Source organism: Runella salmonicolor (assembly GCF_024158025.1).
Lineage (GTDB): Bacteria > Bacteroidota > Bacteroidia > Cytophagales > Spirosomataceae > Runella > Runella salmonicolor.
Map to the genome: position 1 here is coordinate 974190 of NZ_JAMZEL010000001.1, position 20689 is coordinate 994878.

The window sequence follows — 20689 nt, forward strand, 5'->3', positions numbered from 1 at the left end:
ACTAAAAGGATTTATTTTCTTTTAGCTCCTGTATTTTCAAAAGCATTTCTACGTCCAATTGGTCTTTGAGCCGATTGGACGCTTTTTTTGCTCGAATAAGATCTTCGAGTGAGATAAAGGGGATTTGTTGCTCTGCCAAGGTAACAATTAGTGCATTTTTCAGGGTTGTTTCAAAATCGTCAACCCCTGCCAAAGCCAGCATAAAATCAATGTTATATCCTTCAATATTAAAGCGATAAACACTTCGATCATTGGGACGAGCAAGGGTATGCACTAATTCGTAAATCTGCTCTTTATCTAGCCCTATTTGTTTCAAAACCAGCCGAAAGCGTGCTAAGTTGGCAGTTGTATTATGAAGCCAAATGTCAAAATCATCGGAAGCACGCAAATAGCCGTGAATGTTAACTGCATGGCCGCCTACAACCAGATAATCAAGTTTATATTGATTGAAAATTGAAATCAGTCTCAAATGAAAATCTTCGGTCAGTCGCATATTTTGGCGAAAAAACAATAATTCCCGATGTAACTCTACTCCTCTTGAAAAGCGTTGAGCAGCGTCCAACTGAAGAGCCTCGCGTATATTTTCGAGGTCTTCGTCTTCGGGAGCAAATATTTTTATGGCTACTTTCACTTCCAAAAGGTACGATTTTTCTTAAAATCCACAAAAGCAAGAAACTCTTCTGTACCAAATATTTTGCGGTCAATACAGTGTTTAATAAAAAATCCCCACCTTGGCGAGCCATAAGTGGGGATTTTTATGCGGGTTATACTCAAGTGATTTTCTCAAAAATCCCCTACCTGTCCGTACATATTCTTCAATTGGGGGTCGCGCTCGGCGTTGCGGATGTCTTTACGCATGGCTTTTACCCCTTCGATATCCGTCAATAATCCCAGCACTTGATAGGCCCCGAACCGCACAAAATAGGCGGGGTGATTGCGGGCCGTGGTTTCGAGCATAGGTAGGGCTTTGCGCTGCACGTCGGCATTGGAGCGAATGAGGTATTTACCGAAAACCTGCAAGAAATTATAGATTTCAGCCGATTTTAACTTACTCATTTTTTGCATGAACCACTCGTACTGGTCTGGTTTGGCCAAGCCAGCGTAGTAATTGGCCACGGCGGTCACAATTTCGCTGTTAGGGGCGTTTTCAAACCGAAGTGCCACATCGGCGGCGTCATCAGGTTTGCCAATCAGGTACGCATCCAAGGCCGCCGAAACTACTTGGTATGAACTGTCGTTAAGCGCTTCGCGGAAGAGCGGGTCATTGGAGTTGTCACCAAACGAGCCCAACGTAATCACAGCTTCCATGCGCACGCGCGGGTGGGCATCCACGCGGGCTTTACTTTGAATGATGCGTTCCACTTCGTTGAATTGCAACCCGTCGTATTCGGAGAAATTAGAGATGGCCAATTGTCGGATTTTCCAGAATTTATCGTTCATAGCGCTCATCATCACGTGGCGCACGGTGGAGTCAATCATTTGTCCTTCCAATCGCGTGATGGCTTCGTAGCGTGCCAGATATTTGTCGCAATGACCATACTGAAAAATCAATTCAGGCTTCGTTTTTTCGTAGTCTACTTCACCCAACAGTTGTTTTTCAACGTCAAAATCCACCAAATCGGGACGTTGCGCGGCGGGAAACTCAAAGGTTTGACGCGCCCGGTTGACCACAATTTCGTGGGTATTTTTCTGGCCGTTTACCCACACATCTACTTTGAGCGGCAGACGATAAATGGGCGTATAGGTCGAATCCTGCAATTGACTTACTTTCAGCGTTACTTTTCCATCGTTCCAAGTTTTTTCTACCTTGAGGTTGGCGTGGCCCGGCGATAAAAACCATTGGTTAAAAAACCAGTTTAAGTCCTCCCCTGTCACTTCTTCAAAGGCTTCGCGCAGGTCATTGATTTCGGCGGTTCCGTATCCGTGACGGATAAGGTAGTTGCGAGAAGCCGTAAAAAAGGCCTCATCGCCCACGTATTTCCGAAGCATGTGCAACACCCGCCCGCCTTTGGCGTAGGAGTGATTGTCAAACATGTCTTCCATGTCGGTGTAGTTGTACCGAATCAGCGGCTCCTGCTTTTGTTCCGACTCGCCGAGGTATTGTTGCAACTCGCCATGTCCCCACAAATCGGCTTCTTCCGTGCCTTTTTTGTATTCATTCCAGAGGTATTCCGAATAGTTGGCGTAGGCTTCATTAAGTGGCAAATGCACCCACGATTCGCAGGTGACCAGATTGCCAAACCAATGGTGCATGAGTTCGTGCGCAATCACATCGTCGGAGTTACCGTCGAGCAAGGCACGCGAATCGTTCTGTACATTTTCGGCATGAACGGTCATGGAGGTATTTTCCATGGCACCCGCTACAAAATCACGGACAGCGATTTGGGCGTACTTTTCCCACTGAAATTCTACCCCGAATTTTTCCTCAAAAAATTGAATCATTTCGCGCGTTCGGCCAAAAATCGCTTTGGCATAAGGAGCGTATTGAGGCTCTACATAATAACTCAGTTCTAACCCTGGGCGGACGGTATCGCGTGCTACTGCAAAATCTCCCACCACAAACGCCGCCAGATAAGGTGCGTGCGGGAGGCGCTGCACCCAGCGGTCGGTGCGGGTACTGTCGGAATTGATGCGAGATTCGACCAGTTTGCCATTTGAAAGGGTCTTAAAACGGTTTTCGACGGTCAATCGAAAATCTTGCGTCATTTTTTCGTTGGGGCTGTCGACCGTTGGCATCCAGCAGGAGTTATATTCTGTTTCGCCCTGCGTCCAGATTTGCTGCGGTTTGCCTTCGTCCATGCCGTCGGCATTGATAAAATAAAGCCCTTTATCTCCTTTGGGCCCTGCCACCCCAACGGGCAGTTCGTTGGGTTTGGCCACATAGTCAATCAATACGTGCAGCGTATCAAAGCGGCTATAGGTACGCCGAAGTTTGATGGTAAGCAGACGTTTGTCGTAGGTATATTCGAGGGGGTCATTGATGTATTCTGTAACGACTTGTTTGGTCGTTGAATCTATCCTCGTGAGGGTATCAAGCTGAAATATCCCTTTAATATCGAAGCCCTTAGCATCTAATTCCAGCGTTTTTTGAGGATAAAAATAAGGCTTAAATGTAATAGTGGCCGAGCCGAGTGCGTGCTGACGGAGCCAGTCAAAGCGCATATCCAACTGGGTGTGCAGAATATCATTTTTAAGCGCACGAGTAGGTCGATACGGTCCTTTTTTGGCCGCCCAGAGGGGCGCTTTACGAAGGGTGTCGGTGGGAGTATAACCTTTGGCAAACGAGTGATGAGTGACAAAAAGGAAAATGAAAAGTATAGAAATATTTTTTACCATTAGCTTCAACCTTTGTGCTTATAATCTTGATAATCAAAACAAAATACCTGCAAAATCGTTTGCTGGTTGCAATGAAAATAACGCAAAGTTCGGAAACCTATTGGGAAGCACGAAATAAAATTAATAAAAAAGGCGTCCGACGGTTATAAACCGTCAGACGCCTCTGCCTAAAATTCGTTATTTTTATACCAATTCAGCTTCTTCTACCAAATTGTGTTTTACCAAATATTCGGCAATTTGTACGGCGTTGGTGGCGGCTCCTTTGCGGAGGTTATCGGCCACAATCCACAAATTGAGCGTTTTGGGTTGCGATTCGTCGCGACGGATACGACCGACAAACGTCTCATCTTTTCCGTGCGCCGTGAGCGGCATGGGATAGATTTTATTTTTTGGATCATCCTGAATTACAACGCCTTCCGCCTGACCCAAAATTTCATAAATCTCGCTCAGTTCAAACTCATTTTCAAATTCGATATTGACCGCTTCTGAGTGACCACCGATGGTAGGGATGCGCACCGTCGTAGCCGTAACGGCGATGTTGTCGTCCATCATAATTTTCTTGGTCTCATTGGTCATTTTCATTTCCTCTTTGGTGTAGCCGTTATCCAAAAATACGTCGATGTGCGGCAGTACGTTGAGGTCGATAGGATGCGGGTACACTTTCGCCACGCTAGTATCGCCTGTACGCTCAGCAAACAGCTGATCTACGGCGGCTTTACCCGTTCCAGTCACTGACTGATACGTCGAAACCACCACGCGCTTGATGCCATAACGCTTGTGCAATGGGTTCAACACAACCACCATCTGAATGGTCGAACAGTTGGGGTTGGCAATGATTTTATCTTCTTTGGTCAGCGTGTACGCGTTGATTTCGGGAACAACCAATTTTTTGGTTGGATCCATGCGCCATGCCGAAGAGTTATCGACCACCGTAATGCCCGCTTCCGCAAATTTAGGCGCCAATTCCAAAGAAGTGCCGCCGCCTGCCGAGAAGATAGCAATCGCAGGTTTTGCAGCAATGGCATCTTCAAAGCTTACGATGGTGTATTGTTTACCCTTGAACGTCACCTGTTTACCTACCGATCTTTCGGATGCGACGGGAATCAATTCTGTGACGGGGAAGTTGCGCTCTTCGAGTACTTTGAGGATTTCGCTGCCTACCAAACCGGTAGCGCCTACTACTGCGATTTTCATTGGTTTGCTTTTGTTTGAGTTAAATTAAAGTTGACAATGGTACATAAAAAAATCGTCACCGTGAAGGTTAAGAATCAGGACAAACACGCTGGCATGGTGGGGTCAATATCCCATCAGGCTCCGCGTGTCTATTTAGATTTCTTTGTGTTCACAGTGACGATAAAAATGTGGGTGCAAAATAAAGGTAAACTTTAAAACTTACCAAGAAAAAAATGTCTTTTTTGCAAAAAAGGGCTTTGTTGGTTGTCAAAATGGTAAAAAGTAGGGCAAGATTTTGAAAAATTGCTTCTCCGATAAATCACACCAAGCCGCAGAAAGGCAAAGCTACAGGTTACCACTGCCAAATTTGCGTAGGGGTAATGCAATAATCCATCTGGACATCAAAGGAATCAATGTCGTCGATTTTGAGGATAGGGTCAAACAGCGAAAGGCCCACTTTGATAACATTGGGGCGGCATTGGACCAAAAAACGGTCATAAAAACCACGGCCGTAGCCTACGCGGTAGCCGTTGCGGTCAAAAGCCATCAGTGGTAGAATGACCAAGTCAATGCCCGTAACGGCATACTGCAAATTGCAGGTAGGGTCGGGTTCCAGAATGCCCCATTTGTTGAGTTGGAGCTTCATGTCGGGGAGCCATTGATAATGCTCCATTTCGCTTGTTTCGGGCAATGCCCGGGGAACAACCACCTGATTATAAAGGTATTTTTCCTGAATTGTATAAATAATGGGAAACGTATCTACCTCATTTTGGCGACGGATGGGGAGATAAGTATGAATGGCCTTGAGGTTTTCAATGGCAAAAAAAGAAAAAAAGAGCCGCGCAATGGCCTGACTTCCCTCGGCCACCTCTGCGGTTGTCAATGTTTGACGGCGCTCTCCGAAGAGTTTGCGCAGCTCCTTTTTTTTCATCTTATTATTTGATTCCGCCCATCCAATCTTTGAGCGGGCGTTGAAGAATAAGCGTTACACTGCCCACGGCCAAACAGAACCATACAATGCTCATAAACATTTCGGGCATTTGCTGTACGTTCTCTTCGTCGAAGCCGCCCGCAAATAAGCCCGCAAATAAATTGCCCAAAGCCGCCGCCACAAACCAGATGCCCATGAGTTGACTAAGGTATTTTTTAGGGGCTAATTTAGTGTACGCACTCAAGCCTACGGGACTCAAACACAGCTCACCCAAGGTATGAAACAAATAGGTTGAAATGAGCACAAGCGCCGAGGCTTTTACGCCAGTGAGGGCAATTTTAGCACCCCAAACCATGATGTAGTACCCTAAACCCAGTAAAAATAAGCCAATCGCAAACTTCACTAATAACGGAGGATTCAGCTTTTTCTTTTCCAAAAACACCCATAATCCGCCCAAAACGGGGGCAAAAACCAAAATATAGAAAGGATTAAAATTTTGGAACCAACTGGAAGGCATCCCGAAGGGAAGGTCTGAATAGCGGTCAGCAAAAATTTGGAGCGACGAACCTTGTTGTTCAAATCCCGCCCAAAATAGTACGGCTCCCCAAAACAAAATAAACAGAATCACGATGCGCTTCATTTCGATTTTGGAAAGGTCGGAAGCAAACAGTAGGTTGGCAAAATAAATAATCACAATAGCCACCGCAATGATGCCCATAGACGTAGCCACGCCTGATTTGCTGCTCCACGAAAACGTACCGTTGAATTGCAAAATGAGCACAAACGCCACCAAAAGGGCCGCCAACACCCAAGAAAGCGGGTTGATTTTTTCGTCACCCTTTTTCACTTCAGAGACTTTAGGATGCATTCCCTTGTCTTGCAGGTAGGGTTCGGCAAAAATACGGTACACTACCAAGCCCAAAAACATCGCTACGGCAGCGGCCCCAAAGCCGTAATGCCAGCCTATTTTCTGGCCTAAATAGCCCACAATGGTGATGCCCAAAAAAGACCCCAAGTTGATACCCATATAAAAAATGGAAAAAGCGGCATCTCTGATGGCGCCGCCCCCTGGGTAAAGCTCACTCACAATCGAGCTGATGTTTGGTTTCAATAAACCCGTTCCGATGGCTACCAATCCCAAACCCGTAAAAAATACCGCTTCGGAAGAAGGAAACGCCAGCACAATGTGGCCGAGCATGATGGCGATACCACCGTACCAAATGGCTTTACGCTGTCCTAAAATATTGTCGGCCAACCAACCGCCTGGCAGCGACAGGAGATAAACTGAAAATGTGTATAATCCATAAATGGCCCCGCCTTCTCCTTCATTGAGCCCCATTCCTCCGCTGGTTTTATCCAGTAAAAAAAGCAGGAGGATGGCCCGCATTCCGTAGTAGGAAAAACGTTCCCACATTTCGGTAAAGAATAATACAAATAAGCCTTTCGGGTGTCCAAATACTGTTTTTTCAGTCATAAAACGGTTGGTTTAGCTTGTTGAAATGAATAGGTTATAAACGTCAATAAATGATTTGTGGTAACCGAACAAAGTACATTTGAAATGTTTAACTCTGTCGGTCACCACAAAAATATAAAAAAAGCCCTATTTGTTGAATTTTGGCCGATAAGTTGCTTATTTCCAGCCTCCCCCTAAAGACCGATATAGGTGAATGAGGGAGTAATATTGCCGCTTGCGAACGTCAATCAGCTCTATTCTGGATTGTAGCGCATTTTTACGGTTCAAAATAACTTCCAAATACGTAGCGCGACCCGTTGAAAATAATTCGGAAGCCGTCTGGATAGATTTTGTCAACACATCGGCTTCCGAGGTTTTAAGGGCGTGCAGTTTCTCCAAATTATTGATAAGAACAAGTTGGTTATACACTTCAAAATAGCCGTTCAACATACTCCGCTGGTAATTGTAGAGCGCTTCCACCTGCGCCGCGCGTGCGGTTTTGAGTTCGGCTTTCAGCGCACTTTTATTGAACAACGGGGCCGTCAGACCACCAATGATGTTGTACGCAATAGATTGCGGTGTGATTAAAAACTCAGGACGAAACGACTGCAAGCCCAACACCCCAGTCACGTTTAGCGACGGATAAAAGGCGGCTTTGGCAATGAATACATTGGCTTTAGTGGCCGTTAATTCGTATTCTGCCTGCTTCACATCGGGCCGATTTTTGAGCAACTCTGCTGGTACGCCCGCCCTGACCAGACCTGGCAAAGGAGTCGTAAACCGCGATTTGTTTCGGCGTATGGGCTGCGGATAGCGCCCTAGCAGGAAGTTGATTCGGTTTTCTATTTCTACAATACGTTGGGATACTTCCACTTCAATACTTTTAGAATTAAGCACTTGCGCTTCAAACTGCTTTACGGCCAATTCGTTGGCGCGTCCCGCATCTTTCTGAATTTGGATGATACTCAACTCATTGTTTTGCAAGGTGATGGTTTCTCGAATGAGGTCTAATTCATTCTCAAACGCCAGCAGTTCATAATACAACAGCGCAATGTCGGCCACAAGGTTGGTGAGCACAAAATTACGACCTTCGACCGTCGATAAATAGCGCGCCAAGGCTGCTTCCTTACGCGTGCGCAATTTCCCCCAAATGTCAATCTCCCAAGAACTTTGCAAACCAACGGTAAAATCGGGTAGGTATTCGGGAATTCTCTGGTTCTCGGAAATATTATCGGAGAAGTTGGTGTCGTAATTTCCAATTCCATCCATGGTGTATTTCCCAAACCGCCGTTGTCCCGTCGAACCGCCCCCCGATACAAAAGGGAGCGTCAATCCTTTGGCTTGCTCTACCTGCGCCCGGCCCATTTCGATGCGCTGGAATGCGATGCGCACGTCAATGTTGTTTTGCAAGGCGGTATCAATCAGCGCCGTGAGCGTCGTGTCTGAGAAATAATTTCTCCAATGAATATCGGCCGAATTTCCCTCTTTTTGCGCAACCGGATATGCTTCAGGCATGGGTTTGAGCGTGGGAAGTTGTTCTGGCGTTTTTAATAATTTACAGCCTGTAAGTAATACAAACAGGGCTGAAACAACAACGGTGGTTTTATATTTATAGGGTAGGTTACGCATCAATTTCCTGATTTAAGTAGATCTCTTTCTTTTTCTTGGGGGTGGAAAAACGCTCGGAAAGGGTTGCAAAAATGACGTACAACCCTGGGATGATGATTACCCCGAAGATGGTTCCGAAAAGCATCCCTCCAGCGGCGGCGGTTCCGATGGTACGGTTACCAATTGCGCCCGCTCCCGAAGCCATCATGAGTGGGATTAGCCCTGCTATAAAAGCAAAGGAGGTCATCAAAATGGGTCGCAAACGAGACGCTGCCCCTTCGATGGCCGCTTGCAAAGGTTTCATGCCTTCGTCGCGTTTGAGAATGGCAAATTCTACAATCAGAATGGCATTTTTTCCCAGCAATCCAATCAGCATTACCAGCGCTACCTGCGCGTAAATGTTGTTTTGCAATCCTAAAATAGCCAAGAAGAAAAACGCCCCAAATATCCCCGTAGGCAGCGACAAAAGCACTGGTAGCGGCAACAAAAAGCTTTCGTATTGGGCCGCAAGTAGCAAATACACAAACACCAAACAGATGATGAAAATATAAATGGCTTGGTCGCCCGACAGGATTTCGTCGCGCGTCATACCCGACCACTCGTACGTGTAGCCCTTGGGTAGCTTTTGAGCCGCCACCTCTTGAATGGCTTTGATGGCATCGCCACTACTGAAGCCCGGAGCGGCATCTCCGTTGATCATGGCCGCCGTAAACATATTGTAGCGTGTAAGCTGTTCGGGGCCATATACTCGCTCCATTCTGACAAAAGCCGAATAAGGCACCATTTCGCCTTCGGTATTTTTGACGTACAATTTGAGCAGGTCGTCGGGCTGCATACGGTACTCGGGCGATGCCTGAACCATGACCTTGTACATTTGCCCAAAACGAATGAAATTGGTGGCGTAAAAACTACCGATAAGCGATTGCAGGTTGTTCATGGCGTTGTCCACTGAAACGCCTTTTTGGGCGGCTTTTTCGTTGTCAACGTGAATCAAATACTGCGGAAAACTCGCATCATAACTCGTAAAGGCATTGACCACTTCGGGGCGTTTGTTGAGTTCTTCAATAAACGACTTTGTGACTTTTTCCATCGCCTGCAAGTTACCACTTCCCGTACGGTCTTGAAGACGAAACTCAAACCCACTGGCGTTTCCGTAACCGGGTACGGCAGGAGGAGGAAAAAACTGAATGTCAGCGTCTTTGATGTGTTTGGTTTTTTCGGATAGCAACGCAATGACATCGTCAACCGATTCTTTACGGTTTTCCCAAGGTTTAAGGTTCATCATCCCCATCCCAAACGATGCCCCCGCTCCGTCGGTCATCAAACTAAAGCCCGACAAAGTCGAAATAGATTCAACGGCGTCGAGTTTTAGGCTCACTTTTTCAATTTCGTCCACTACGGCCTCGGTCCGTTCGAGGGTAGCCCCCGAAGGAGTCGTGATATTGGCATAAATCGTTCCTTGGTCTTCCGTTGGGATAAAGCCCGAAGGCAAAAACAGGTTAGTACCCCACGTAGCCGCAATGAAGAAAACGAGCATCGCGAATGTTACCACGCGGCGATTGGCAATGGCATTGATAAGCGATTTATAACGGTCTGACACGCCGTTGTACCAATTATTGAAGCCATCAAAGAAACGAGTGAGCAACGTGGCTTTTTGTCCGTGGTGGCTTTTGAGCATGATGGCACAGAGCGCAGGCGTGAGCGTAAGGGCGTTGACCCCCGAAATCACAATCGAAATGGCCATCGTAATCGAGAACTGACGGTAGAAAACCCCCGACGGGCCGTCCATGAAAGCTACGGGCACAAATACGGCCGTCATAACGAAGGTAATGGCCACAATGGCCCCGCTGATTTCATTCATGGCTTCAATGGTAGCTTCTTTGGCGTTGAGGCCTTTTTCTTCCATTTTGGCGTGAACGGCTTCGACAACAACAATGGCGTTGTCGACCACAATCCCGATGGCCAATACCAAGGCAAACAGCGTAAGGAGGTTGATTGAAAACCCGAACATCTGCATAAAGAAAAACGTACCAATGAGCGAGACGGGCACCGCCAAGGCGGGAATCAACGTAGAACGGAAGTCTTGAAGGAAGATAAACACCACCAACGCCACCAAAATAAAGGCTTCAATCAAGGTTTTGATTACTTCGTGGATGGAGGCATCCAAAAAGCGCGATACATCGTAGCTAATGGTGTATTTCATGCCTGGCGGAAATGACTTCTGCAATTCCGTCATTTTGGCTTTCACGTTGGCAATCACTTGACTCGCGTTGGAGCCGGGGCGTTGTTTAAGCAAAATCGCCGCCGAAGGACGCCCGTTTTCTTTCGACAACACGTTATAATTCAACGAACCAAATTCAATATCGGCAATGTCTTTGAGGCGTAAAATATCGCCGCTGGGATTGGCCTTAATGATGATATTCTCGTATTGTGTTTGGTCAGTAAATTTCCCCGTATAGCGAAGTACGTACTGCAACGACTGCGACTTTCGCCCCGAGCTTTCCCCGATTTTTCCGGGGGCCGCTTCTACGTTTTGGTTGCGGAGCGCCGTGATGACATCGTCGGCGGAGACGTTATAGACCGTCATGCGGTCGGGTTTGAGCCACACGCGCATGGAGTACTCCCGTTGCCCCATGATGTTGGCAAAACCCACCCCGTCGACGCGCTTTAACTCAGCTACGACGTTGATGTCGGCAAAGTTGTACAAAAACTCTTCGTTAGCGGTGGTATCTTCGCTCAAGAGGTTAATGTACATCAACATACTGTTGACCTCTTTTTCGGTCGAAACCCCCGCTTTGATTACCTCCTCGGGCAATTCGTCGAGCACCGTCGCTACCCGCGTTTGAACGTTTACGGAGGCCAAATCGGGGTCGGTTCCAACTTTGAAATAGACCTGAATAATACTGGTACCGTCGTTGCCCGAAACTGACGTCATGTAGGTCATACCCGGCACTCCATTGATGGCCCGTTCGAGCGGCGTTACCACGGCCTTAGAACAGGCTTCCGCGTTTGCTCCCGTGTATTTGGTAGTTACCGTCACGGCAGGAGGGGCAATGTCGGGGTACTGGGTCACGGGCAATTGGGTCATGGCCAAAAGCCCCAGCAACGTAATAATCAAAGAAATAACAATAGACAGGACGGGCCTGTGAATGAATGTGTTAAACATGCTAAAATTCCTTTAGGGTGAGACAACATTGAATAAACAGACCAGTTATTGCTGCTCCAATTGCGCGATAATCTGCCTTAAAGGAACCATTTGGGGCTCAACCTGCATCCCTACTTTCATATCCTGAATGCCTTCATAAATGATTTTATCATTCTTGCTCAAGCCCGATTCGAGGATGTATAAGTGCGGAATGCGCAACTTCGGAACAAAACTGCGCATCTGCACTTTGTTCTGACTGTCAAGCACATAGACGTATACTTTATCCTGAATTTCAAACGTAGATTTTTGGGGAATCACCAAGGCCTGATTGACCTTTTTTAGGATGCGGACTTTGCCGCTGGAGCCGTGCTTGAGGATTCGCTCTGGATTGGCAAAACGCGCCCGGAAAGCAATGCTACCCGTAGCGTTGTCAAATTCTCCTTCGATGGTTTCGACGTAGCCTTTGTGCAAATGCTCTTCGTTGTTGGCTAAAATGAGCGAGACTTCATTGCGGTTGGTTTCCTCTTTGTTGCCAGAGGCAAATTCTAGGTATTCTTTTTCCGACACGTTGAAATAAGCATATACTTCGTTGTTGTCGGAGATGGTAGTCAACAGCGTGCCTTCGTCAATCAAACTACCTATTTTATTGGGGATACGGTCAATGATACCGTCAAAAGGGGCTTTTATTTCAGAGTACGATAGCTTAAGCCGGGCACTTTGTTCTTCAGATTCGGCTTCCTCCACGCGGGCCAGTAGCGCGTCCAACTTGGCTTTGGCCATGTCTAGTTCGGTTTTGGAAACTACATTTTTATCGACCAACTTTTTGACGTTTTGCAGGTCTAGTTCGGCCGTTTTTGCCTCGGCAATGGCGCTTTTTAAGCCCGCCGTTGCGTGCAAGAGCGCGCCTTTATATTCTTGGTTGCTGATACGAAAGAGCACTTGCCCCTTTCTGACACTTTTACCTTCGTCGACGTGGATACTTTCGATGTATCCTTTGACCCGGGCGCGGATTTCAACGTTTTTTATGGAGTGGATATCAGATACATAGTCCTGATTATACACCGTATCAATCGCCACGGGTTGGGTAACTTGAAATTTCTCGCGGGTGGTTTGGGTTCCTTGGTCGGGCGTGGAACATGCCATCATAGACATACCCACAATCGTTAAACATACGAATGGTTTCCTCATTGTAATAATGGTTATTAAACAGAAATGGATAATATAAAAGAACGTACTGAACACCCATAACGGCAGATGTTCGGCATTTAACGGAAAAGAAGCACTTTGAACTAAAGTGTAAAATTAAGCCTGATTCGGTGGGGGTGAATTAGGCTCACTGTAATGCGGTACGAAGTTGTCTAAATAATGACCAAAATTGCGTGAAAGCCCCTCAGGGTTTCCGCGCTGGATAAATTCCAAATCAAGCGGTGGCCAAATAAGACAAATACTGAATTCTTCTAAAAAGCTGCTTTCCTCATTTTTATCATTGACAGGAACGTCCTGATGGAAAATCGAAGGATTGAAAATATTGCCAGCAAGCCATTCAAATAGGCTGTTGGCTTGGTGAGAAGTAGAACTTGCCTGATAGAAAAAACCTCTCTCAGAAAAACCCGTCGGACTGACAGTATCCATAGATACATGAATCATTTGCAAAAGTAATACCCAGCAAATGAACCTTCTGATGATATGTCTGCCTTCCAATGGTTTCATATTTGTAAGACAAATATATAGATAAAAGGTTTGTTATCACGCACATTATGTTAAAAAAATCCAAAAACACTACGTTATAAAGTTTGGTGATTAAGAGTATTAGCCAAAAATTGGGTTTTATATCCCCGAAAATTTATAAAGTCTGATTCAAATCATTCCTACCACCAGATTAAACCAGTAGGTTGTTGGAGCAATACCAAATTAGCAAAATAAATTACAAAAATCACCGATGAATATTTTTGTAATTTGGGTTCGTTGCTAACTTTGTGAAGTCGCAAAATGACGTACACTTCCTCAAACAATAATGCTCATGAATGCTTTAATGGACAATGCTGAAGTCAAAAAAGACATGGTACAAAACCTGTTAGGACTGGGACAGGTTAAAAAATTCAATTTTAATTTACCCCCAGCGGCGTTGGTTGAACACGCCATTCTCAACGGCGAAGGCGTGTTGGCCGATACGGGCGCGTTGATGGTTGATACCGGAAAATTTACTGGGCGTTCACCAAACGACCGCTACATTGTAAGCGATGATAAAACCCTTCAGGCCGTTTGGTGGAGTGACATAAACATTCCTTTTGATGCCCAAAAATTTGACGCACTGCACCGCAAAATGTTGGATTATTTGGAGGACAAGACCGTGTACGTACGTCAGGCCCATGCTTGTGCTCATGACAACTACCGCCTCGGTATCACGGTGGTCAATACGTGGGCTTGGCATAACCTGTTTTGCTACAACCTGTTTATGCGCCCCGAAGAGCAGGCCCTGCTAAGCCCCAACACTGATTTTACCATTATCAATATTCCCGAATTTCAGGCCGACCCGCTCACTGATGGCACCCGCAGCGAAAATTTTGCCATTCTAAATCTCAGCAAAAACATCATTCTGATTGGTGGAACGGGCTACGCGGGCGAAATGAAAAAAGGGATTTTTTCGGTGCTCAACTTCAAATTACCCCACGAAAGGGGAGTGCTTTCCATGCACTGCTCAGCCAACGTGGGCAAGAAAGGTGACACGGCGATTTTCTTCGGGCTGTCGGGAACGGGGAAAACGACCCTTTCGGCCGACCCGAATCGGTCCCTCATTGGTGACGATGAGCACGGTTGGGCCGACGAAACTGTGTTTAATTTTGAAGGAGGGTGCTACGCAAAAGTGGTGGACCTGACCCGCGAAAAAGAACCCGAGATTTACGACGCCATTCGCTTCGGAACGATTGTTGAAAACACCCGTTTTGTGGAAGGTCAGCGTACCATCAACTATGCCGACCGGTCGGTGACGCAAAATACCCGGACGGCGTATCCCATCCATTATATTCCCAACATCATGCGTCCTTCGCGCGGTGATGCTCCCCAAAACATTTTCTTCTTGGCCGCGGATGCCTTTGGCGTTTTACCTCCGATTTCCCGATTGACCGCTGGACAGGCCATGTACCATTTTATTTCGGGCTACACGGCCAAAGTAGCAGGCACCGAAATGGGCGTAAAAGAGCCTCAGGCTACGTTTTCGGCCTGCTTTGGAGCCGCATTTTTGCCGTTGCATCCTACGCGCTACGCAGATTTGTTGGGCAAAAAAATCAACCAACACCAAGTGAATGTATGGTTGATTAACACTGGCTGGTCGGGAGGAGGCTACGGCGTGGGCAGTCGAATGAAACTGTCTTACACCCGGGCCATGATTACGGCGGCCCTCAACGGTGATTTAGACCAAGTGAGTTATACAAAACATCCGATTTTTGGCATCGAAATGCCCGACTCGTGCCCGAATGTGCCAAGTGAGCTGTTGCATCCGCGCAATACGTGGGAAGACCCCGAAGCTTACGACCACATGGCATTGCATTTGGCGGGTTTGTTCAGGGATAATTTCAGTAGATACGAAGATTTTGCCAGTCCGCAGATTTTAGCTGGTGGCCCGATTGGCTAAGGAGTACTCATTGATTTTTGTTTAGCCCACGGAGCCATCTGTGGGCTTTTTTTGTATAAAAAACCCTGAAATTAAGCACTTTGATGGCGGTTGCCCGACTTTCAATTTCCACCTTTTTTTTTCTGGTACAGGAATTGCTATTAATCTTCCCAAAAGTTGCGGAACTTTCGCAAAAATCTAACCAACCCTTCAAGAATGTTTGTCGAAGCCATTGAGCGCGTCAGCGAGTTTACCCGACCTATTCACATCATTACCCGTTTGTATCACCAATCCGACATTTTGCCCGGGGCGGCAACGATGTTTTTTGTCAACGAAAACGGCTATGCCGTTACGTGTCGGCACGTGGCCGAGATTATTGTCAACGCAGCGGCGATTCAGCAAAACTATACGCAGTTTGCGGCCGAATTGCGCAAGTATCAGCGCGACCCTCAGCTACGCCTGCACCAAAAACGACTCGAACAAAAACACGGCATGGCTTTGGGTACAATCATTACCCAAAAACTGGACTTCATCAATTGCTTTGACAGTCTGACCCATATCGACGTAACCTATCACCAAAAATACGACTTGGCCCTTTTGCGTTTTCGCACCAACGGTAAATCATACTACGGTCGCCCTGCTGAATTTCTGTCGGATGCCCAGGCCGTAAAACCCGGCAAAACACTTTGTCGTTTGGGGTATCCTTTTTCAGAATTTAACAATTTTCGGTACAACGCCGACCTTGATGATATTGAGTGGACGGGTGCGGCACCGCACGTAACGCCCGCCTTTCCTATCGACGGTATCGTGACGCGCTTCATCGGCGACGAGACGGGCCAAGCCTACGCCATTGAAATGAGTACGCCTGGGCTGGTAGGTCAAAGTGGCGGGCCCATGTTTGATTCTGACGGAGTGGTGTACGGAATGCAGCAATCAACGCGGCATCTTCATTTGGGTTTTGACATGGTCAACCGCGACGTATGGATTGGTACGCAACGCGCCAAAGTATCTAATCACCCTTTTTTGCACGTGGGAGTGTGCATCAGCGGAACCATCATTAAGGATTTTTTGCGTCAGCACGGAGTGAAGTTTTACCAGAAAAAATAAGGTGTTTTTATTTTAAACCATAATTTCCTCGGAGCAGGTATTCAAAGAATCGGCTCGGCAAAAAACGTTTGAGCCAGAGTGAAAACCGCTGCAAAAATGGCCCTGCGATGTAGTGGATTTTTGGCGAAGAACTATTGATGGCCTGCTCAATGATTTTGGCGATGTAAAGCGGGTCTTCGGCCTTGCTCACTTCGTCGTTGACAATGTTATTCATGGTTTCGACGAAGGAACGATAAGGTGACGCTGGCGAGGGCATGGCCACAAGGCGGGCGGCGTTGATGTTGGTACGGACGTCGCCCGGTAAAATACTGCACGCCCGAATGCCAAAGGGTTTCAATTCGATGTTGAGTGTTTCGGTCAGGATTTCGACGGCGGCTTTGCTGGCGCTATAAATACCCCGAAAGGGCAATCCCATTCGCCCCGCAATAGATGCCACGTTGATAATCAGCCCATTGCCTTGGAGCCTCATGACCGGAAGCGCCGCGCGGCACATCCGGAGCAGACCATAAACATTGGTATTAAAAACCTGTTCAATGAGCGCATCGGGGGTTTCTTCCAGTGCCCCGATGATTCCCAGCCCTGCGTTGTTGATGAGCACGTCGAGGCGCTCTTCACGTTGGAGCAGTTGCGCGATGGCCGCCTGAATGGAAGTCTCATCATTCACATCCAGCAGGAGGGTTTGAAATGGAACGATTTCGGTAAAAGGTTTTCGGCTGGTGCCGTACACGCGATGCCCCAACTGCGTTAAATATTCGGCCGTAGCACGGCCAATTCCGGTAGAAGCACCCGTAATTAAAATAACTTTAGACATTTTTTGGGTATATCGTTAACCGTTAATTAGTTAAAGGTTTTAATACGTCTTTTATGACGTTCAATCTTTAACGGATACCAGTTAACTGCCTTACTTTTTAATTTGATTTAACTCTTCCTGCATTTGATTGACCAGATGCCTAAGGTGATCCAAAGATACGGTAGGCTCGGGCAAAACCGTACTAAAAAACGCTTTAATTTCCCACACTTCTAATACATCTTTCAGTGGAACTTCGAAGGTTGGAATGGTATTTTTGTCGGAACTAAGCAAGAGTGTCCCCTTGATTTTGACCTGATTATAGACCCTACGACACACTACGCCCAGATTTCGGGCCACCAATAAATAGGTTTTACCGTCGGCAATGTCGTACCAGTTTCCGATAAATTGCCCAATCAAAAAAGCGTTGGGATAGGTAAAATCATCTCCCGCTTCAAAGGCCCGGTATGCGCCGTTTGGCAGGAGCGGCCACTGAAAAACGGGCAAACGTTTGATAAAATCGCTGTTGTTGTGCTTCTCAATGTACTCCTTCCACTGGCTTTGGCGCACGTAAGGAATCAGCTGAGGCGATGTTTTTTCGTACTCGGCGGTTGGCATTTGTACCATCGTAGCCCCGTTGCTGTTGTCGTATTGGTTATTGAAAGCAGGCGGCTGATACGCGGGAGACGGCGGCTGAACTGGAGCAACGGGTTTGGGCGGCTCAATTACCGAAGCAACTGGCACAGACGGCGGCGCAGGAATGGATTGCGGACGAGGAACGGCCGCAGGAGGTGTATAGTATTGTTCAAAAATGCTGGATAATGTCTGTGGTTCTACCCCTACTTTAGGCTCCGACACAAGTGGGCTAACGGCGGGCTTGTCTATCGGGAGTAAATTGGGGGTTTCACGGATTTTGCGCAGGTCTTTTTTTAGCAAATCGTCCACCGATACATTGAAGAGTTTTGACATCAACTTCAACACATCAATGTTGGGATTGGCGCGCTGCTCCTCATACGCCCCTACCGAAGCCCGCTTAATACCCAACCGACGGGCAAACTGGTCCTGCGTCATTCCGTGTAGTTTGCGCAGGTATTTCATATTATCACTGACAATACTCATGGCAATTTTGATAAAAATTTTAGTAAAAGTAGGGAATTTTCAGTTTTACTAAAAATACATCTACAATCTCCTTGAAAATTGTATTTTTGAGGAGAAATAATAAAATAAAAGTTAGACACAGGTTAAAAGTGTCAGGGTAGAAATTGAGGCAGAACGAACAACTTTATTTTTTATAACTCATTAATAATTAACGTATTCCAATATGTCAGTCGCTGAATCAACCTTAACCCGTGACCTACAACGCGTTTTTGACGCCCAACGTAAAAATGCCGTCAACGTGGCATTAACAAACGCAGATGAGCGGGCCGAAAAACTAAAAGTACTGCTGGATTACCTCATGGCCCACCTGCCCGACGTAGAGAAAGCGATGTATGACGATTTTCGCAAACCTGCCGTAGAAGTGCTATTGGGAGAGGTCTATACGATTACGTCAGAGATAAAATTTGCCCGCAAAAACCTAAAAAACTGGATGAAACCCCAACGCGTTCCTACGCCATTGGGCATGATAGGTACTTCCAATTACATCAAACACGAGCCCAAAGGCAATGTGTTGATTATTTCACCCTGGAATTATCCGTTGGCATTGGCCATCAAACCCCTCATTTCGGCCATTGCGGCAGGCAACGTAGCCATGCTGAAGCCTTCAGAGCTTACGCCCCATACTTCACGTTTTCTCAAAAAAATGATTAACGATTTGTTTGCCGAAGAAGAAGTTACCGTTTTTGAGGGAGATGCCGAGGTGGCCACCGAGCTACTGAAACTGCCTTTCAATCATATTTTCTTTACGGGCGCGCCCACAATCGGCAAAATAGTCATGCGAGCCGCCGCCGACCATCTAGCATCCGTGACGCTGGAGTTGGGAGGAAAATCCCCCAATATCATTGACGAGACCGCCGACATCCAAAAAGCCGCCGAAATGACGGCTTGGAGCAAAGGCCTGAACAATGGTCAAACCTGCATCGCGGTAGATTATGTGATGATTCATGCTTCCAAAAAAGACGAGTTCATCACTTCGTATCGGGCTGCACTCCAAAAAATGTACAGTGAAGGCGCGGAAAAATCAGACAGTTATGCGCGCATAGTCAACAATCGGCACTTCAACCGCCTGAAAGGCTATCTGGACGATGCCATCGCTAAAGGAGCCTCGGTGGTGGTGGGCGGAAAAACGCTGGCCGAGCAAAACTACGTGGAGCCTACTTTGCTAACCAACGTCGGCGACGAGATGAAAATCATGCAAGACGAAATCTTTGGCCCGCTGTTACCCGTGTTGACTTATCAAAACAAAGAAGAGGTAATTGCGTACGTGAATGGCAAAGAAAAACCGCTTGCGCTCTACATTCACAGTACGGATTCAAAAAACATTGATTATTTCCTGAACAACACTACGGCGGGCGATACAGTCATCAACGACGTGATGATTCAGTTCGGCAATGCGGAGTTGCCCTTCGGCGGGGTCAACAACAGTGGCATTGGGAAGTCAAACGGGTATTTTGGTTTTCAGGAATTCAGCAACCTGCGGGGCGTGTCTAAACGTCAATTTGGCACCATGAAGTTTCTGTACCCGCCTTACACGGCCAATGTCAGAAAAATTATGGATTTATTTGTGAAGTATTTTTAGATGCTTACGTTTGTACATAGACTTGTATTACATTAAATGAAAATTCAAGCCCGTGAAAACAGTCCTTCTTTTGATACTGTGTATCTCTTTGTCGGCAGTGGCGCAGGAATTGAAAACGGTCAAAAAGACCCTGACTTCCAATCCCTTTACGGAAGAAATAGAAGAATATCAGGTCTTTAAATCGGATAAAAAAATTCGGCACGGCTCCTACGTTCGTTTGGTCAATAAAAAAATACTGGAGACGGGTTTTTACAAAAACAACCAAAAAGACAGTGTCTGGACCAAGTTCTATCCGCAAACGGGAGCAATTCGTGAACAGGGAAACTACCAGAATAATCAACGTGTGGGCCCTTGGAGTTTTTTTAATTTCAAAAAGCAGAAAGAGCAAGTGTATGATTTTACCGCCCGCCGACTGTTGGAAACAATTGATGACAGTACCACTAAAATAGGATGGGTGATTATGGGAGCTGATACAATCCAAACCAACATAGAGTTTGTGGCAACCCTCATTGGGGGGAGTTCAGCATTTGCTGAAATCCTGACTAAAAATATCAAATACCCCATAGCTGCCGTCAAAAAAGGTATTTCGGGACGGGTATTGGTATCGTTGACGGTGGATGAAGATGGGAAAGCGTCAGCGCACAAAGTGGTCAAGCCGCTCAATAAAGACTGTGATGCGGAGGCATTGCGGGTAAGTTTACTACTGACCGATTGGCTGCCAGCCATTAAAGATGGAAAACCAGTCAAAAGTATTTGTCTTGTACCGGTCAGCTTCAATTTTGGAGGGATTGTTCGGTGAGCT

The 20689-nt window shown here is 46.6% G+C and carries 15 protein-coding genes; 4 read left to right on the plus strand and 11 right to left on the minus strand.

Annotated elements, in window-relative coordinates; translation table 11 throughout:
* Position 1 precedes the first annotated feature (1 nt).
* From NCI00_RS04080 to NCI00_RS04120, 9 genes are all read right to left on the minus strand, one after another.
* On the minus strand, positions 2 to 631 hold the full coding sequence (locus NCI00_RS04080; RefSeq protein ID WP_253525286.1) for a hypothetical protein: 630 nt from the start codon (positions 629 to 631) through the stop codon (positions 2 to 4).
* A gap of 152 nt (positions 632 to 783) precedes the next feature.
* The gene (locus tag NCI00_RS04085) at positions 784 to 3336 is read right to left on the minus strand and encodes a M1 family metallopeptidase (RefSeq protein WP_253525289.1); all 2553 of its coding nucleotides are present in this window, start codon (positions 3334 to 3336) and stop codon (positions 784 to 786) included.
* Positions 3337 to 3519: 183 nt separating this feature from the next.
* The gene (locus tag NCI00_RS04090) at positions 3520 to 4530 is read right to left on the minus strand and encodes an aspartate-semialdehyde dehydrogenase (RefSeq protein WP_114067153.1); all 1011 of its coding nucleotides are present in this window, start codon (positions 4528 to 4530) and stop codon (positions 3520 to 3522) included.
* 331 nt (positions 4531 to 4861) lie between these two features.
* The gene (locus tag NCI00_RS04095; protein ID WP_253525292.1) at positions 4862 to 5440 is read right to left on the minus strand and encodes a 5-formyltetrahydrofolate cyclo-ligase; all 579 of its coding nucleotides are present in this window, start codon (positions 5438 to 5440) and stop codon (positions 4862 to 4864) included.
* A 4-nt stretch (positions 5441 to 5444) separates the two neighbouring features.
* Complete coding sequence (locus NCI00_RS04100; RefSeq protein WP_166557075.1) at positions 5445 to 6914, minus strand: peptide MFS transporter; 1470 nt, start codon at positions 6912 to 6914, stop codon at positions 5445 to 5447.
* A 156-nt stretch (positions 6915 to 7070) separates the two neighbouring features.
* Positions 7071 to 8522: a TolC family protein gene (locus NCI00_RS04105; RefSeq protein WP_253525295.1), complete on the minus strand. Its 1452-nt coding sequence runs from the start codon at positions 8520 to 8522 to the stop codon at positions 7071 to 7073.
* Positions 8515 to 11667: an efflux RND transporter permease subunit gene (locus tag NCI00_RS04110; RefSeq protein ID WP_253525298.1), complete on the minus strand. Its 3153-nt coding sequence runs from the start codon at positions 11665 to 11667 to the stop codon at positions 8515 to 8517. The genes NCI00_RS04105 and NCI00_RS04110 overlap by 8 nt, the downstream gene beginning before the upstream one ends.
* 45 nt (positions 11668 to 11712) lie before the next feature.
* Entirely contained in the window at positions 11713 to 12834 is a 1122-nt protein-coding gene (locus NCI00_RS04115) for an efflux RND transporter periplasmic adaptor subunit (protein WP_253525301.1), read from the minus strand.
* Between the two features lie 114 nt (positions 12835 to 12948).
* On the minus strand, positions 12949 to 13293 hold the full coding sequence (locus NCI00_RS04120; protein WP_253525303.1) for a hypothetical protein: 345 nt from the start codon (positions 13291 to 13293) through the stop codon (positions 12949 to 12951).
* 373 nt (positions 13294 to 13666) lie between these two features.
* On the opposite strand from NCI00_RS04120, the gene pckA reads away from it, so the two are divergent.
* Positions 13667 to 15277: a phosphoenolpyruvate carboxykinase (ATP) gene (pckA, locus tag NCI00_RS04125; RefSeq protein WP_374758831.1), complete on the plus strand. Its 1611-nt coding sequence runs from the start codon at positions 13667 to 13669 to the stop codon at positions 15275 to 15277.
* A 195-nt stretch (positions 15278 to 15472) separates the two neighbouring features.
* Positions 15473 to 16363, plus strand: coding sequence for a S1 family peptidase (locus NCI00_RS04130; protein WP_253525305.1), 891 nt, complete (start codon positions 15473 to 15475; stop codon positions 16361 to 16363).
* A 7-nt stretch (positions 16364 to 16370) separates the two neighbouring features.
* Here the strand turns inward: NCI00_RS04130 and NCI00_RS04135 are convergent, their stop codons facing one another.
* Positions 16371 to 17174, minus strand: coding sequence for an SDR family oxidoreductase (locus NCI00_RS04135; protein WP_253525307.1), 804 nt, complete (start codon positions 17172 to 17174; stop codon positions 16371 to 16373).
* A 90-nt stretch (positions 17175 to 17264) separates the two neighbouring features.
* Complete coding sequence (locus NCI00_RS04140; RefSeq protein ID WP_253525308.1) at positions 17265 to 18269, minus strand: helix-turn-helix transcriptional regulator; 1005 nt, start codon at positions 18267 to 18269, stop codon at positions 17265 to 17267.
* 202 nt (positions 18270 to 18471) lie between these two features.
* Between NCI00_RS04140 and NCI00_RS04145 the strand changes: the two genes are divergently transcribed.
* Together NCI00_RS04145 and NCI00_RS29490 are read left to right on the plus strand one after the other, a co-directional pair.
* The gene (locus NCI00_RS04145) at positions 18472 to 19887 is read left to right on the plus strand and encodes an aldehyde dehydrogenase family protein (RefSeq protein WP_253525310.1); all 1416 of its coding nucleotides are present in this window, start codon (positions 18472 to 18474) and stop codon (positions 19885 to 19887) included.
* 52 nt (positions 19888 to 19939) lie between these two features.
* A complete protein-coding gene (locus NCI00_RS29490; protein ID WP_253525312.1) occupies positions 19940 to 20686 on the plus strand; it encodes an energy transducer TonB in 747 nt (248 codons plus the stop codon).
* Positions 20687 to 20689: the final 3 nt, after the last annotated feature.